Origin of the sequence: Nocardia sp. NPDC057227 (genome assembly GCF_042669725.1) — a bacterium.
Lineage (GTDB): Bacteria > Actinomycetota > Actinomycetes > Mycobacteriales > Mycobacteriaceae > Nocardia > Nocardia asteroides_A.
On the sequence record NZ_JBHUXA010000005.1, the window covers coordinates 98960 to 114227 of the forward strand.

Consider the following 15268-nt stretch of genomic DNA (forward strand, 5'->3'; position numbering starts at 1 on the left):
GTGCGTGATGACGATCGAGACCAGCCGAGCCGATATCGCGAGATTCGGCGAGCAGGCGCGGACCGGCTCCGTCGCCTTCGACCCGGCGGCCGCGCGGCGGTGCGCCGAGATGTACGACCACCAGGCCGACCGGCTGCTCTACCTGCGGCAGCGGCTGGAGTCGGTCGGCGAGCTGCACGGGTTCGGCGGCTTCGTCTCGGCGCAGCAGCTGCAGGCCGGGTTCGCGCACAAGGCGCGGGACGCGGCGGCGCTGCTCGACCGGTACATCGAGGCCGCCCACCGGATGAAGGAGGCGTTCCTGCTGAGCGCCGGGCTGTTCGAAGAAGCCGACGCCGCGGCCGCCGCCGCGCTGCGCGCCATCGATGCGAGGCAACCGCGATGACCGGAACCGACCCGACCTACGTCAGCTCGATGGAGCACTTCGAGTCGATGACACACGAGGAGATCCACGCGCGCACCCAGCAGATCGACGCGGGCGCCGTCCTGCGCGCCTCGGTGACCTGGCTGGAGGCGGCGGGCACGCTCGCCACCTCGATGCCGCTGACCAGGGCCAGCGTCGACCGGGTGATGAACTCCCTGGAGTGGGAGGGCGCGACCGCCGACGCCGCCTACGCGAGCGCGCGCAGTTTCGCCGCCTCGGTGGACGAGCTCGCCGCCGTCATGGGGCAGGTCGGGGCGCGGCTCGGGGCGGTCGCGGCCGCCGCGGAGGCGGTGAAGGTGGCGGTGGTGCCGCCGGGGGATTCCGGGCCGGTCGGGGCCATCGCGCGGCTGCTCGAGTCGGCGCGGATCATCGACGCGCAGATGACGCAGGAGCTGCTGCGGCAGGAAGCGTTGCTGGCCATGAACATGGTCTACAAGCCCGCGTATCAGGCGGCAGGGGACGGGGTTCCGGCGCTGCCCGCGCCGCCCCCGCTGCCCGGCGGATCGTCGGCGGCGCCGAACGGGGCTGTACCCGAGTGGGATTCGTACCCGTCGGAGTACGGGAGTCAGGGGCCGGAGGGTTCCGAGGAGGTGCCCTCGGACTCCGAGTCGGAGGGGCAGGGGCCCGAAGGCACCGTCCCGGACGGGCAGACGCCCGAGGGCATCGGCCCGGAGGGGCAGGCGCCCGGCGAGACGGGTCCGGAGGGGCAGGCGCCCGATTCCGGCGGGCAGACTCCCGGCGATTCCAGCCCCGGCGCGGAGGCACCCGGTGGCACCGGCCCGGATGGGCAGGCACCCGGTGGCGCCGGGCCGGACGGGCAGGCACCCGGTGGTACCGGGCCGGACGGGCAGGCACCCGGGGACTCGGGGCCGGGTGCGCAAGCGCCCGGCGACCCTGGTCCCGGTGGGCAAGCGCCCGAGGGCTCAGGCCCCGGTGGGCAAGCGCCCGGGGGCTCGGGCCCGGATGGTCAAGTGCCCGGGGGCAGCGCGCCTGCGGATCCGGCTCCGGAACCGCCATCGAGCAGCGCACCGACACCGGAGCCCGCACCGGTACCGAGCCCGGCGCCCGAGCCCGTGCCGAGCCCGGAGTCTTCCGCACCGGCGAGCCCGGCGCCCGCTCCGGAGTCTTCCGCACCCCCGAGCCCGGAACCGGCGCCGCCGACGGAGCAGACGACACCTCCCCAGGCACCGGCCCCCGCTCCCCCGCCCCCGCCGAGCGGCTCGGGCGACCCGACCCTGCCGGATCCGGACGGCCAGCCCGGCATCACCGGCCCGGTGCCGGAGGGCGGCGAGGCCACCCCGCCGCCGGGGACGACGACCGACCAGCCCGGCGTCATCCCTGGCGCCTGAACTACACGCTGACCAGGTCGTCGGCGTGGATCACCGGGCGCTGCATGGTGTCCGGGAGTTCGCCGGTGGAGCGGCCGAGCACGCCGGTCAGCTCGGTGCTGTCGTACTCGACGATCCCGCGCGCGACCACCCGCTCGTCGGGCGCGACCAGATCGACCACGTCCCCGCCGGAGAACCGCCCGCGCACCCCGACGATCCCGGCGGCGAGCAGCGACCGCCGCCGGTGCGCCACGGCCTGCACCGCCCCCTCGTCGAGCAGCAGCGCCCCCCTGCTGTCGGCCGCGTGCCTGACCCAGAACTTGCGCGCGGACAACCGCACCGGCCGCGCCGCGAAGGCCGTGCCGACGGTGCCCGCGGTGAGCGCCGCCGCCGCGTCGGCCGCGGCGGCGAGCAACACCGGCATCCCGGCATCGGCGGCGAGCCGCGCCGCGGAGAGCTTGGACGCCATCCCGCCGGTGCCGAGCACGCCGCCGGTCCCGGCGATCACGCCGTCCAGGTCGGCGCTGCTGCGCACCTCGGGGATGAGCGCGGCGTCGCCCTTGCGCGGATCGCCGTCGTAGAGCCCGGCCACATCGGAGAGCAGCACCAGCGCGTCGGCGCCGACCAGGTGCGCGACCAGCGCGGCGAGCCGGTCGTTGTCGCCGAACCGGATCTCCTCGGTGGCGACCGTGTCGTTCTCGTTCACCACCGCGACCGCGCCGAGCGAGCGCAGCCGGTCCAGTGTGCGCTGGGCATTGCGGTGGTGCTCGCGGCGGGAGAAGTCGTCGGCGCTGAGCAGCACCTGCCCGACCGTGCGGCGGTACCGGGCGAACGAGGTGCCCCAGGCGTGCGCGAGCGCCAGCTGCCCGACGCTCGCCGCGGCCTGCTTGGTCGCGAGATCGCGGGGCCGCGTGGTCAATCCGAGCGGTGCGATCCCGGCGCCGATGGCGCCGGAGGAGACGACGACGACGTCGGAGCCCGCCTGCATGCGCGCCTCGACGGCGTCGGCGAGCCGATCCAGCCGCACCGTGTCCAGCCCGCCCGCCAGACTGGTGAGCGCGGAGGAGCCGATCTTCACCACCACGCGACGCGCGCCCGCGATGGCCTGCCTGGCCTCGCTCAGCTCGATCCCGGAGCGTAGGTCAGCGCCCGTCATTACTCGTCTCCGTCCTCGACCAGCCCGCGCCGGACCCGGGAGGCGTGCTTGCGCTCGGCCGCGCCGATCCGGTCGTTGTTCTCCAGCCGGAGGTCGGTGCCGCGCCCGGTGGGCACCATGTCGACGCCTGCCGAGATCTGCGGCTCCCAGTCGAAGGTCACCGGGCCGATGGTCACCGAGGCGCCCGGCTTCGCACCGAGCTTGACCAGCTTGTCCTCGACGCCGAGCCGGGCCAGCCGGTCGGCCAGGTAGCCGACGGCCTCGTCGTTGTCGAACTGGGTCTGCCGCACCCAGCGCTCCGGCCGGACGCCGCGGACGACGAAGCCGCCCGGCTCGTTCGGGTCGGGGATGACGGTGAAGCCGGACTCGTCGGTCGCGACGGGCCGGATCACCTGCCGCTTCGGCTCCGCCTTCGGATGCGCCTCGCGGTAACCGCCGACCAGCTCGGCGAGGGCGAAGGTGAGCGGCCGCAGCCCCTCCCTGCTCACCGCCGAGATCTCGAAGACCGGCCAGCCGCGCGCCTCGAACTCGGGGCGCACCATCTCGGCCAGCTCGGCGGCGTCCGGCACATCGACCTTGTTCAGGATCACGACGCGCGGCCGGTCGGCCAGGTCGCCGAGCCCGATGTCGCCCGCCAGCGCGGGGCGGTAGGCGGCGAGCTCGTCCTCCAGCGCGTCCACGTCGGAGACCGGGTCGCGGCCGGGCTCGAGGGTGGCGCAGTCGACCACGTGCGCGAGCACGGCGCAGCGCTCCAGGTGCCGCAGGAAGTCGAGCCCGAGGCCGCGGCCGCTGCTCGCGCCGGGGATCAGGCCGGGCACGTCGGCGACGGTGAAGGTGATCTCGCCCGCCAGCACGACACCGAGGTTCGGCACCAGCGTGGTGAACGGGTAGTCGGCGATCTTGGGCTTGGCCGCGGAGAGCACCGACACCAGCGAGGACTTGCCCGCCGACGGGAAGCCGACCAGCCCGACGTCGGCCACCGACTTGAGCTCGAGCACCAGCTCGTTCTCTTCGCCCTCCTCGCCGAGCAGCGCGAAGCCGGGCGCCTTGCGCGCCTTCGACGCCAGCGAGGCGTTGCCGAGGCCGCCGCGGCCGCCGCGGGCGGCGACGAAGCGCTGTCCGGCGCCGACCAGGTCGGCCAGCACCTCGCCCTTCCCGTCCAGCACGACGGTGCCGTCCGGCACCTTCAGCACCAGCTCGCCGCCGCGCTTGCCGTCCCGGTTGCTGCCCTCGCCCGGCTTGCCGCTGCCCGCCTTGGCGTGCGGGTGGAAGTGGAAGTCGAGCAGCGTGTGGACGTTGGCGTCCACCTCGAGCACGACGTCGCCGCCGTTGCCGCCGTTGCCGCCGTCCGGGCCGCCGAGCGGCTTGAACTTCTCGCGGTGCACCGAGGCGCAGCCGTGTCCCCCGTTGCCCGCGTGGACGTGCACGACGACCCGATCGATGAACTTGGACATAGGCCGATCATCCTCCCTCGAGGGTCGCGGGCCCGTCCGGCCCGATTCGGAAACGCGAAAGCGGGCCAGGGTGTCTCACCCTGACCCGCTGACTTGGTATTCGGAAGTGGCGGCGGCGTCAGGCCTGCGCCGGCTCCGGAACCACGATGTTCACGGTCTTGCGACCCCGCTTGGTGCCGAACGCCACCGCGCCCGTCGCCAGGGCGAACAGGGTGTCGTCGCCACCGCGGCCGACGTTCACGCCGGGGTGGAAGTGGGTGCCGCGCTGCCGGACCAGGATCTCGCCCGCCTGCACCGCCTGCCCGCCGAAGCGCTTCACGCCGAGGCGCTGGGCGTTCGAGTCACGACCGTTGCGCGAGCTGGACGCGCCCTTCTTGTGTGCCATGGCTGCTTCTCCTCGCCGATTACTTGATGCCGGTGACCTTCAGGACCGTCAGTGGCTGACGGTGACCCTGACGCTTGTGGTAGCCGGTCTTGTTCTTGAACTTGTGGATGCGGATCTTCGGGCCCTTGGTGTGCTCGACGACCTCGGCGGCCACATTGACCTTCGCCAGCTTGTCGGCGTCGGTGGTCAGATCGGCGCCGTCGACGACGAGGACCGGGGCGAGCTGCACCGCGGTGCCGACCTTGCCCTCGATCTTCTCGACCTTCACCAGGTCACCGACCGCGACCTTGTACTGCTTTCCGCCGGTCTTGACGATCGCGTACGTTGCCATCGGTCGGCTTCCTCCACTCGACTGTTTCTTCGTTCTCCCGCGGCGCGTCGGCGCCACGACTGTCTTCGGTGTCCTGCCCCTGATCGTGCGCAGCCGGGCTGCCCAAGCGATGCTCAGCGGGTTGTCGCACGATCCCGGTCGCGGCGCTGCGCGAAAGTCCGAAAGGACTTGACAGCAGCGCAAACATCGCCGGACAGCGACTGGGCAAGGTTACCAGAGGGCATCCTCGACCTCCCAATCGCCCCGGGACCACGGGTGATCCCGGGGCGAACGGGTCATTCGCCGTCGACCGGCGGACCCGCGGGGCGGCCGACCGCGCGGCGGCGCTGGCGGCCGCGCGGCACCTGGGCCGCCTCCTCGCCGACCGGGGCGGCCGGGGCGGGCTCGGCGGCGGGGGCCGCGCCGGAGAGCACGAAGACGGCGCCCGCGCTGTCCGTGCTCGGCGCGGCGGCCGATCGGGCCACCCGGCGGCGGCGGGAGGGCGGTGCGGACGCGCCGTTCACCTGGTCCGCCACCGCGGCGACGGCGTCGGCCGACGGCGCGTCACCCGGCTCGATCGCCGAGCGGGCCGCATCCGCGGCCTCGCCCGCCGCCGCGGCGGGCTCCGGTGCGGCGGCTGCCGCCCCGGCGTCCCGCTGCCCGGCATCAGCGACCGATGCGTCAGCAACCGGCTGCTCGACAACCGCCTGCTCGGCAACCGGCTGCGCGGCATCCGCCTCCTCGGCGGACTCCGCTGCTTCCGCGGCGGCATCCGCAACCTGCTGACCGTCGGCGATCTCCGCGGCGACCTCGGCGACATCCGCCGCGGAGGGCGCATCACCCGGCTCGATCGCCGAACTCGTCGCCGGATCGGCCTCGGCTTCGCCCGTCGCCTGACCTGCTGCAACCGGCTCACCGACGGTCCGCTCGGTTGCCGTGCGCTCGGCAGCCACCTGCGCGGTCGTCGCCGACTCCGCTGCCACCTGCTCGGTGGCCGCACGCTCCTCGGCGCCGGCCCGGCCGGCCCCGCGGGAGGCCCGCCTGCTGCGCCTGCGCCCACGGCCGCTGGGCACGTGCTCGGCGTCGTCGCCCGCGTCGGGCCCGGTGGTCCCCGCCCCGATCACGACCGCGACATCCGGGCCGGAGGGCGTGACGGCGGCCTCGTCGGCCCCGTCCGCGATATCGCTCGCGAGCACCTCGTCGCCCTGGTGCGCGGCGGCCATGGCCAGCGCGACCGGGTGCGCCCGCCGGGTGGCGGTGTCCTCGTCGTGCTCCGGCTGCGGGACGCCGTTGCCGGAGGGGGCGGGCGCCGCGGCGCCCTTGTCCCGGCCGCGCCGCCGCCGCGTCCCGCTCTCGCCGCGGCCACCGCGGCCACCGCCGCTCTCCTCCGGCGCGCTACCGCCGTCGACCGGGTAGCTGTGCACGATGAGCCCGCGGCCGTGGCAGTGCTCACAGGTGGTGGAGAAGGCCTCGACCAGCCCGGTGCCCAGCTTCTTGCGGGTCATCTGGACCAGCCCGAGCGAGGTCACCTCGGAGACCTGGTGCCGGGTGCGATCCCGGCCCAGCGCCTCGGTGAGCCTGCGCAGCACCAGGTCGCGGTTGGACTCCAGCACCATGTCGATGAAGTCGACGACGATCATGCCGCCGATGTCGCGCAGCCGCATCTGGCGCACGATCTCCTCGGCCGCCTCCAGGTTGTTCCTGGTGACCGTCTCCTCCAGGTTGCTGCCGCCCGACCCGGTGAACTTGCCGGTGTTGACGTCGACCACCGTCATCGCCTCGGTGCGGTCGATGACCAGCGTGCCGCCGGAGGGCAGCCAGACCTTGCGGTCGAGCGCCTTGGCCAGCTGCTCGTCGATCCGGTACGTCTGGAAGGCGTCGACGTTGCCGTTGTCGTGCCGGTGCACCCGGGACAGCATGTCCGGCGCGACCGTGCGGACGTAGTTCTCCACCGTGCTCCAGGCCCGGTCACCCTCGATGACCAGGTTGGAGAAATCCTCGTTGAAGAGGTCGCGGACGACCTTGACCAGCAGGTCGGGCTCCTCGTAGAGCGTCTTGGGCGCGCCGGAGCCGCCCTTCGCCGCCTCCTCGATGGTGCGCCAGGCGGCCTGCAGCCGCTCCACGTCGCGGGCCAGCTCGGCCGCGCTCACGCCCTCGGATGCGGTGCGGATGATGACGCCCGCGTCGTCGGGGACGATGTCGCGCAGGATCTCCTTGAGCCGCTTGCGCTCGGTGTCCGGCAGCTTCCGGCTGATCCCGGCCGACGTGCCGCTCGGCACGTACACCAGGAACCGGCCCGCCAGGCTGATCTGGGTGGTGAGCCGGGCGCCCTTGTGCCCGACCGGGTCCTTGGAGACCTGGACCAGCACCTGGTCGCCGGGGCGCAGCGCCTGCTCGATCTTGCGCTCGCGGCCGCCGAGCTTGGCGGCCTCCCAGTTCACCTCACCGGCGTAGAGCACGCCGTTGCGGCCGCGGCCGATGTCGACGAAGGCCGCCTCCATGCTCGGCAGCACGTTCTGCACCTTGCCCAGGTACACGTTGCCGACCATCGAGGCCTGGCCGGTGCTGGTCACGAAGTGCTCGACCAGGATGTCGTCCTCGAGCACCGCGACCTGGGTGGCGGTGGGATGGTCGGGGAAGGACTTCTCGCGCACCACCATGACCCGGTCGACCGCTTCGCGGCGGGCGAGGAACTCGGACTCGGTGAGGATCGGCGGGCGGCGCCGCCCGGCCTCCCTGCCGTCCCGCCTGCGCTGCCGCTTGGCCTCCAGCCGGGTGGAGCCGGAGATGCCCTGCACCTCGTCGACCGGCTTGCGGCTCTTGGCGCGCGGTTCGCGCTCGTGCACGACGGTGTTCGGCGGGTCGTCCTCGGAGGCGGCGTCGCCGGAGTCGGCGTCGCCGCCGACCTTGCGCCTGCGGCGCCTGCGGCGGCGCCTGGTCGCGCCCTCGGGCACGCCGGACTCGTCGTCATCGTCGTCGTCGGAGTCGTCGCCGTCGTCCGCCTTGACGTCGTCGGAGCGACCCCCGGTGTCGTCGGCGCGGTCGCCGTTGTCGCCGGCGCGGTCCCCGGTGTCGCGGGCGCGGCCCTCTGGCTCGTCCTCGCGCTGGTCGTCGTCATCGGACTCGGTGCGCTCGTCGTCGTCGCCGTCCGAGTTCTGCTCGCCCCTGCCGCGCCCGCGGCCGCGGCGGCCGCGGCGCCTGCGGCGCGGCTGGTCGTCGTCGTGCTCGCCGGACTCGCGGTCGTCGTCCTCGTCGTCGCCGTCGTCCGGCGCCTGCTCGGCACGGGCCTGCTCGGCCCTCCGGTCGTCCTCGGCCTGCTCGGCGCGGGCCTGCCGCGCGGCCTCGTCGCGGGCGCGTTCCTCCTCGCGGCTGCGCTTGGCGGCCTCGCGCTCGGCGCGGCGGCGTTTGCGCTCCTCCTCCGCCGCGGCGGCGTCCGGCGCCTGGAAGAGCGGGACGGCGACGGCGGCGGCGTCGTAGGCCGCGACCGGCTCCTCAGGCGTCTCCAGGTGCGTGAAGAGGCTGCCGTGCGCGGGGGTGTGCACCCGCTCCGGCGCGGCATCCGCGCCTCGGTTCCCGGTCTCGGCATCCGCGCCGGAGTCCCCGGTGGCGCTGGGCGCGCCCGCGGTGGGTTCCGCGCCGGAGGCACGGGTCGCGCGCCGCCTGCGGGTGGGCTTGCCGCCTGCGACGGGCTCGGCGACAGCGGGCGCACCGGCTGCGGCGTCACCCCCCGCGGACGTCTCGCCCGCAGGCTCCGCGATCGCGGGCTCGGCGGCGGACGCCGGTTCGGCTACCGCCGGGGCAACCCCCGGCGAACCCTCGGGATCCTGCTCGGCGAAGGCTTGGCGCACCGAGTGCGCGACGTCGCGGTCCACATTGGACTGCGCGCTCCGCGCCTCGGACCCCAGTTCGGTCAGTTTGGCCAGGATGCGCTTGCTCGTCGTGCCGAGCAGCTTGGCGAGGGCATGAACTCGGATTCGCTCCGGCAATTCTTCGGCATCCTGTTTTGTTGTGTGCAGCGGCTCTTTTTCGGCCACGAAGTCTCCTCGGGCCCCCGGGCGCGTCCCTCCCGGTACGGAGTGACGCGGCCGTCGCGGGGGCGTTGTCCCATCCACGCGCCTCGTCGGCGTGCGGTCAGTGGTCTCGCCCCGCGTGCCCGGTTATCACCTGGTCTGTCATCGGTCGGTCCAACTGGTCACGCGGAGCCTGGCTGTACGGCTGAACCCCGCGGCGTGAGCGCTCATCCAGCGTGCCGGGATGGCCCGCACCCAGATCGTGGGCGGGGCCGTGGCAGCGATGATCGGCATCGAACCGCGGTGTCATCCGGCCGAGTGCGCCGACCGCCGTTCGCGTACCTGCGCGAAGTCGGCGGCGTCGTCCACGGCCACAGCCAGTATCCCATACCGGACGCCGGGGGTTCGCCATCGGCGCTCGGGAACGGCGGGCGGGCGGCCGGGGTGCGGTGCGAAAGCACCGCGCACCCCGGGCCGCGGGCAGGCCGCGGGGCCGGTCAGCCCCTGGTTTCCGGGAACCAGAGCGCGATCTCGCGCTTGGCGGATTCGGGCGAGTCGGAGCCGTGCACCAGGTTCTCCTGGGTCTCCAGCGCGAGGTCGCCGCGGATGCTTCCGGTCACCGCCTTCTCCACCGGGTCGGTACCGCCCGCGAGCTGCCGGAACGCGGAGATGGCGCGCGGCCCCTCCAGCACGGCGGCGACCACGGGGCCGGAGGTGATGAACTCGATGAGGGAGCCGTAGAACGGCTTCTCGGCGTGCTCGGCGTAGTGGCTGCCGGCCAGCTCGGCGGAGACGTGCTTCAGCTCCAGTGCCGCGATCTTCAGGCCCTTGCGCTCGATCCGGGCGAGCACCTCGCCGACGAGGCCGCGGCGCACGCCGTCGGGCTTGATCAGTACCAACGTCTGTTCGGTCACGGCGCCGAGCCTAGGACACGAACCGCCCGGACACCCCATCGGCCACCGGGCGGCCCGCGCACCGCTAGGGTGCGGCGAGAACCGGACGGGAGGCGGGCGGAGTCGATGACGGCAGTGACGCGATGACGGCAGTGACGCGGCTGGTGGCGCTCGCGGCGGTGGCGCTCGCGGTCGCCACGGGCTGCGCCGAGCGGACCACGCCGGGGCAGAGCCTGCCGGTGCGGCACGAACCGGAGCCGCTGACCCAGCGCTTCCCCGGGCTCGGCGAGCCGGTGTCCACCGAGTGGGTCAGCTGGGACAACAACTCGGAGCGCGGCGCCGCGCCCGGCCCGAGCACGGTGTGGATCGAGGCCGTCGTCGAGCTGCGGCCGGACCGCGCCGGGGAGCTCCGGGCCCTGAGCCTGCTCACCGGCGAGGACCCCGACCTGCGCGACCCGCTGCGGCCGCTGCTGCCCGCGGGCCCGTTCCGCACCGGCCGCGCGCTGGACCGCGCGCTCACCGGCGAGACCGCCTCCGAGTGGTGGCCGCGGGCCTACCTGGAGGAGACCGGGAACCGCCTCGTCCTGCTCGCCGTGCTACCCGCCTGAGCGACGCAGCCGCTGGCTGGGCAGCAGCCCCTGGTCGTAGCGCTTCTTGACGTCGTGCCGCAGGATCAGCAGGAAGGCCCAGACGATCGCGAAGATCAGCCCGATCACGCCGATCGACAGGTGGAACAGCGCGCCCGCGATCACCAGCACCTGCAGCGCCAGGTTGAACGGGATCGCCCAGGACCGGCCCTGCAGCCCAGCGCCGAGGAACATCACCACGCCGAGCCCGACCAGGTAGATCCCGGAGACCCAGGTGATCCCGCCGCCGACGGTGGCGACCACCGGCAGCGCCAGCAGCACCACGATGGCCTCGAGCACGAGCGTCCCGGCCATGACGCCGCGGAACCCCTTCATGGGATCGGGCACTTCGGGCGCGGCCGCACTCGTGCCGGATTCCGGCGGCCCGCCCGATACCCCTTCGGCGCCGCGTTCCTGGCCTGACTCGCTCACGCCGGGTCCTTTCCGAACAGGGCGCGCGCGGCGCCCGCGGTGACCACCGACCCGGTGACCACCACCCCCGCGCCGGATACCGCCTCCCCCGCGTCGCCGACCTCCTCGGCCAGCGCGATCGCGGTCTCCAGCGCGTCCGGCAGGGTGGGCGCGGTGACCACGCGCTCGTCACCGAAGCGCTGCACCGCGAGGTCGGCGAGCGCATCCGCGTCGAGCGCGCGTGGCGAGCCGTTCTGCGTGACGACGATCTCGTCGAAGACCGGCTCCAGCGCCTCCAGGATGCCGGGCACGTCCTTGTCGCCGAGCACGCCGACCACCCCGACCAGCTTGCGGAAGTCGAACTCCGCGGTGAGCGTGGCGGCGAGCGCCCGCGCGCCCTCCGGGTTGTGCGCGGCGTCGACGAAGATGGTCGGCGCGTTGCGCATGCGCTCCATCCGGCCCGGGCTGGCCGCGGCGGCGAACCCGGCGCGCACCGCGTCGATGTCGAGCTGCCGGTCCGCGCCCGCCCCGAAGAACGCCTCGACCGCGGCCAGCGCGAGCACCGCGTTGTGCGCCTGGTGCTCCCCGTGCAGCGGAAGGAAGATGTCGTCGTAGACCCCGCCGAGCCCCTGCAGCTCCAGTTGCTGGCCGCCGACCGCGATCCGCCTGCCGAGGATCCGGAACTCCGACCCCTCGCGCGCCACCGCGGCGTCGACCTCGACCGCGCGGCGCAGCAACACCTCCATCGCCTCCGGCTGCTGCTCGGCGATGATCGCGACGGTGTCCCTCGGCACCAGGCCCTCCGGTGCCTTCTTGATGATTCCGGCCTTCTCGCCCGCGATGGAGGTGAGGTCGGGGCCGAGGTAGTCGATGTGGTCGAGCCCGATCGGGGTGATCACCGCGACCTGGCCGTCGACCACGTTGGTGGCGTCCCAGGTGCCGCCCATCCCGGTCTCCACCACGGCGACGTCGACCGGCGCCTCGGCGAAGGCCGCGAAGGCCATGCCGGTGAGCACCTCGAACTTGCTCAGGGCCGGGCCGCCCGCGGCGATCGAGCGGGCGTCGATCAGCTCCAGGTACGGCAGCAGCTCGCGGTACAGCTCGACGTAGCGGCCGGGGGTGATCGGCGCGTTGTCGACCGCGATCCGCTCGGTGGCCAGCTGCAGGTGCGGGCTGGTGATCCGGCCGGTGCGCCGGTGCAGCGCGGTGAGCAGCGCGTCGATCAGCCTGGTCACCGAGGTCTTGCCGTTGGTGCCCGCGACGTGGATCGCCGGGTAGCCGTGCTGCGGCGAGCCGAGCAGGTCCATCAGCGTGGAGATCCGGGTCAGCGACGGCTCGATCTTCGTCTCCGGCCAGCGCTTGTCGAGCTCGGCCTCGACCAGCGCCAGCTCGGCCAGCTCCACCGGCGAGGCGCCGGTGCCGAGCCTGGCGTCCGCGCCGAGCCGGGTCTCCGGGTCGGGGTTGCCGTCGGGCCCGGTCACCGCGCGCTCAGCTCGGCGAGGCGGGCGCCGATCCGCTCCACCTCGGCCGCGGCGACATCGCGCCTGGTCCGGATCTTGTCCACCACCGGCTCCGGCGCCTTGGCCAGGAAGGCCTCGTTGCCGAGTTTGGCGGTGGTGCCGGAGAGCTCCTTCTCCGCGGCGGCCAGGTCCTTCTCCAGCCTGCGGCGCTCGGCCGCCAGGTCGACGGTGCCCGAGGTGTCCACCCGGACGGTCACCGTCGTGGTGCTGAGCCGGACCTCGACCTCGGCGGTGGCGGCGAAATCCGCGTCCGCCGCGGTCAGCCGGGCCAGGCTGGTGATGCTCGCGCGGTGTGGGTCCAGCCCGGCCGCACCCAGCCCGTCCAGCACCGCGGCGACCCGCTGCTTGTCGGTGAGGCCCTGGTCGCTGCGGAACCGGCGGATCTCGGTGATCAGCCGCTGCGCGTCGGTGAGCCTGCGGGTCACCTCGGCGTCGGGGGCGACCCCGGTCGAGCGCGGCCACGGCGCGATCACCACCGACTCGCCGCCGGTCAGCGCGCGCCACAGCTCCTCGGTGACGAACGGGATCACCGGGTGCAGCAGCCGCAGCACCGAGTCGAGCACGTGGCCGAGCACCACCCTGGTGTTCTCGGCGCGCGCGTCGCTCTCGGCGAACTGCACCTTGGCCAGCTCCAGGTACCAGTCGCAGAGCTCGTCCCAGGCGAAGTGGTAGAGCGCCTCGCAGGCCTTGCCGAACTCGTAGCTGTCGAAGGCCGCGTCCACCTCGACGATCACCGAGTCCAGCCGGTCCAGGATCCACTGGTCGGCGTCGGTGCGGTCGGCGGGCAGGTCGCCGGTGCGGGCCCCGTTGATCAGCGCGAACTTGGTGGCATTGAAGAGCTTGGTGACGAAGCTGCGGGAGGCGAGCACGTGCGCGGGGCCGACCGAGAGGTCGCCGCCCGGCTGCGCGCCGCGGGCCAGCGTGAAGCGCAGCGCGTCGGCGCCGTAGTCGCGGACCCACTCCAGCGGGTCGATGCCGTTGCCCTTCGACTTCGACATCTTGCGGCCGTGCTCGTCGCGGATCAGCCCGTGCAGGAAGACGTCCTGGAACGGCACCTGCTTCTGCCCGGCGGGCTTGCCGTCGGTGAGCGGCGCGTCCTCGCTGACGTACATGCCGAACATCATCATCCGGGCGACCCAGAAGAAGATGATGTCGTAGCCGGTCACCAGCACGCTGGTCGGGTAGAAGCGCTCCAGCTCGGCGGTGTGTTCCGGCCAGCCCATGGTGGAGAAGGGCCACAGCCCGGAGGAGAACCAGGTGTCCAGGACGTCCGGGTCCTGCTCCCAGCCCTCGGGGGCGGTCTCGTCCGGGCCGAGGCAGGCCACCTCGCCGTCCGGGCCGTACCAGATCGGGATGCGGTGGCCCCACCACAGCTGGCGCGAGATGCACCAGTCGTGCATGTTGTCGACCCACTCGAACCAGCGCGGCTCCTGGCTCGCCGGGTGGATCACCACGTCGCCGTCGCGCACGGCGTCGCCCGCGGCCTCGGCCAGCGTCTCCACCCGCACCCACCACTGCATGGAGAGCCGCGGCTCGATCGGCTCGCCGCTGCGCTCGGAGTGCCCGACGCTGTGCAGGTAGGGCCGCTTCTCGGCGACCACGCGGCCCTCGCGGGCCAGCCGCTCGCGCACCGCGACCCTGGCCTCGAAGCGGTCCATGCCGTCGAACTCGGTGCCGGTCCCGGTGATCAGGCCGCGCTCGTCCATGATCGTCGGCATCGGCAGGTCGTGCCGGAGCCCGAGCTCGAAGTCGTTCGGGTCGTGCGCGGGGGTGATCTTCACCGCGCCGGTGCCGAACTCCGGGTCGACGTAGTCGTCGGCGACGATCGGGATCTGCCGCCCGGTGATCGGGTGCTCGATCGTCGTGCCGACCATCGCCCGGTACCGCGGATCCTCCGGGTGCACCGCGACCGCGGTGTCACCGAGCATGGTCTCCACCCGGGTGGTGGCCACCACCACGTGCGGCTCGGCGTCGTCCAGCGAGCCGTAGCGCAGCGAGACCAATTCGCCGGGGACGTCCTCGTACTTGACCTCGATGTCGGAGATCGCGGTGCGCAGCGCGGGCGACCAGTTCACCAGCCGCTCGGCGCGGTAGATGAGCCCGGCGTCGTAGAGCCGCTTGAAGATGGTCTGCACCGCGCGGGAGAGGCCGTCGTCCATGGTGAAGCGGTCGCGGCCCCAGTCGACGCCGTCGCCGAGCGCGCGCATCTGCCACTGGATGGCGCCGCCGGACTCGCGCTTCCAGTCCCACACCTTGTCGATGAAGAGCTCGCGGCCGAAGTCTTCCTTGGTCTTGCCGTCCACCGCGAGTTGCTTCTCCACCACGGACTGGGTGGCGATGCCGGCGTGGTCCATGCCGGGCAGCCAGAGCACCTCGTAGCCCTGCATGCGTTTGCGGCGGGTGAGCGTGTCCATGACGGTGTGGTCGAGGGCGTGGCCCATGTGCAGGTTGCCGGTGACGTTGGGCGGCGGGAGGACGATGGAGTACGGCGGCTTGCCGCTCGCCGGATCGGCGGCGAAGTATCCAGCGGCTACCCAGCGCTCGTACATCGGCGACTCCACCTCGCCGGGATTCCAGCTCTTGGGGAGTTCTTCGGCACGATTACGCGAACTGTCGGGGGCTGTGCTGGTCACGCCGTGATTCTACGGATACCGCCCGAGACGATAGATCGGCGGGGCGTCCGATGGATGAGGGACACCGGACGCCCCGCCGACACCCCTGAGCTTACCGGCGATCATCCGCCGGACGGAGTAT

12 protein-coding genes are annotated in these 15268 nt (G+C 73.4%); 3 read left to right on the forward strand and 9 right to left on the reverse strand.

Features of this window, described 5'->3' with window-relative positions; genetic code table 11:
• Positions 1-7 precede the first annotated feature (7 nt).
• Positions 8-382, forward strand: coding sequence for a hypothetical protein (locus tag ACFUJ1_RS10070; RefSeq protein WP_378644466.1), 375 nt, complete (start codon positions 8-10; stop codon positions 380-382).
• The gene (locus tag ACFUJ1_RS10075; RefSeq protein ID WP_378644467.1) at positions 379-1770 is read left to right on the forward strand and encodes a hypothetical protein; all 1392 of its coding nucleotides are present in this window, start codon (positions 379-381) and stop codon (positions 1768-1770) included. Before ACFUJ1_RS10070 ends, ACFUJ1_RS10075 begins: the two co-directional genes overlap by 4 nt.
• Position 1771: 1 nt before the next feature.
• On the opposite strand, the gene proB is transcribed toward ACFUJ1_RS10075, so the two are convergent.
• The 6 genes from proB to ndk form a co-directional block, all read right to left on the reverse strand.
• Positions 1772-2905 carry a glutamate 5-kinase gene (gene proB / locus ACFUJ1_RS10080; RefSeq protein ID WP_378644469.1) on the reverse strand — a complete coding sequence of 378 codons (1134 nt, stop codon included), beginning with the start codon at positions 2903-2905 and terminating at the stop codon, positions 1772-1774.
• Positions 2905-4359, reverse strand: coding sequence for a GTPase ObgE (obgE, locus tag ACFUJ1_RS10085; protein ID WP_378644470.1), 1455 nt, complete (start codon positions 4357-4359; stop codon positions 2905-2907). The genes proB and obgE overlap by 1 nt, the downstream gene beginning before the upstream one ends.
• Before the next feature lie 118 nt (positions 4360-4477).
• A complete protein-coding gene (gene rpmA, locus ACFUJ1_RS10090) occupies positions 4478-4744 on the reverse strand; it encodes a 50S ribosomal protein L27 (protein ID WP_233016515.1) in 267 nt (88 codons plus the stop codon).
• Positions 4745-4763: 19 nt separating this feature from the next.
• Positions 4764-5075 (reverse strand): 50S ribosomal protein L21, encoded by a 312-nt coding sequence (gene rplU, locus ACFUJ1_RS10095; RefSeq protein ID WP_067654543.1) that lies wholly within the window; start codon positions 5073-5075, stop codon positions 4764-4766.
• Between the two features lie 275 nt (positions 5076-5350).
• Complete coding sequence (locus ACFUJ1_RS10100) at positions 5351-9040, reverse strand: translation initiation factor IF-2 N-terminal domain-containing protein (RefSeq protein ID WP_378644472.1); 3690 nt, start codon at positions 9038-9040, stop codon at positions 5351-5353.
• A 521-nt stretch (positions 9041-9561) separates the two neighbouring features.
• Complete coding sequence (gene ndk, locus ACFUJ1_RS10105; RefSeq protein WP_378644474.1) at positions 9562-9978, reverse strand: nucleoside-diphosphate kinase; 417 nt, start codon at positions 9976-9978, stop codon at positions 9562-9564.
• 122 nt (positions 9979-10100) lie between these two features.
• Here ndk and ACFUJ1_RS10110 point away from each other — a divergent pair, with 122 nt between their 5' ends.
• Positions 10101-10565 carry a hypothetical protein gene (locus ACFUJ1_RS10110; RefSeq protein WP_378644475.1) on the forward strand — a complete coding sequence of 155 codons (465 nt, stop codon included), beginning with the start codon at positions 10101-10103 and terminating at the stop codon, positions 10563-10565.
• On the opposite strand, the gene ACFUJ1_RS10115 is transcribed toward ACFUJ1_RS10110, so the two are convergent.
• The 3 genes from ACFUJ1_RS10115 to ACFUJ1_RS10125 all read right to left on the reverse strand — a co-directional run bounded on the left by ACFUJ1_RS10115 (position 10554) and on the right by ACFUJ1_RS10125 (position 15147).
• Positions 10554-10919 (reverse strand): DUF4233 domain-containing protein, encoded by a 366-nt coding sequence (locus ACFUJ1_RS10115; protein WP_378644756.1) that lies wholly within the window; start codon positions 10917-10919, stop codon positions 10554-10556. The two genes, ACFUJ1_RS10110 and ACFUJ1_RS10115, sit on opposite strands and share 12 nt — an antisense overlap.
• A gap of 92 nt (positions 10920-11011) precedes the next feature.
• Positions 11012-12475: a bifunctional folylpolyglutamate synthase/dihydrofolate synthase gene (locus ACFUJ1_RS10120; protein ID WP_378644476.1), complete on the reverse strand. Its 1464-nt coding sequence runs from the start codon at positions 12473-12475 to the stop codon at positions 11012-11014.
• The gene (locus ACFUJ1_RS10125) at positions 12472-15147 is read right to left on the reverse strand and encodes a valine--tRNA ligase (protein WP_378644478.1); all 2676 of its coding nucleotides are present in this window, start codon (positions 15145-15147) and stop codon (positions 12472-12474) included. The genes ACFUJ1_RS10120 and ACFUJ1_RS10125 overlap by 4 nt, the downstream gene beginning before the upstream one ends.
• Between the last annotated feature and the right edge of the window lie 121 nt (positions 15148-15268).

Coding starts and splice junctions, on each gene's coding strand:
- ACFUJ1_RS10115 (WP_378644756.1), bottom strand. CDS start 10,919: ATGAAGGGGTTCCGCGGCGTCATGGCCGGGACGCTCGTGCTCGAGGCC.
- rpmA (WP_233016515.1), bottom strand. CDS start 4,744: ATGGCACACAAGAAGGGCGCGTCCAGCTCGCGCAACGGTCGTGACTCG.
- rplU (WP_067654543.1), bottom strand. CDS start 5,075: ATGGCAACGTACGCGATCGTCAAGACCGGCGGAAAGCAGTACAAGGTC.
- ACFUJ1_RS10110 (WP_378644475.1), top strand. CDS start 10,101: ATGACGGCAGTGACGCGGCTGGTGGCGCTCGCGGCGGTGGCGCTCGCG.
- ACFUJ1_RS10070 (WP_378644466.1), top strand. CDS start 8: ATGACGATCGAGACCAGCCGAGCCGATATCGCGAGATTCGGCGAGCAG.
- proB (WP_378644469.1), bottom strand. CDS start 2,905: ATGACGGGCGCTGACCTACGCTCCGGGATCGAGCTGAGCGAGGCCAGG.
- obgE (WP_378644470.1), bottom strand. CDS start 4,359: ATGTCCAAGTTCATCGATCGGGTCGTCGTGCACGTCCACGCGGGCAAC.
- ACFUJ1_RS10075 (WP_378644467.1), top strand. CDS start 379: ATGACCGGAACCGACCCGACCTACGTCAGCTCGATGGAGCACTTCGAG.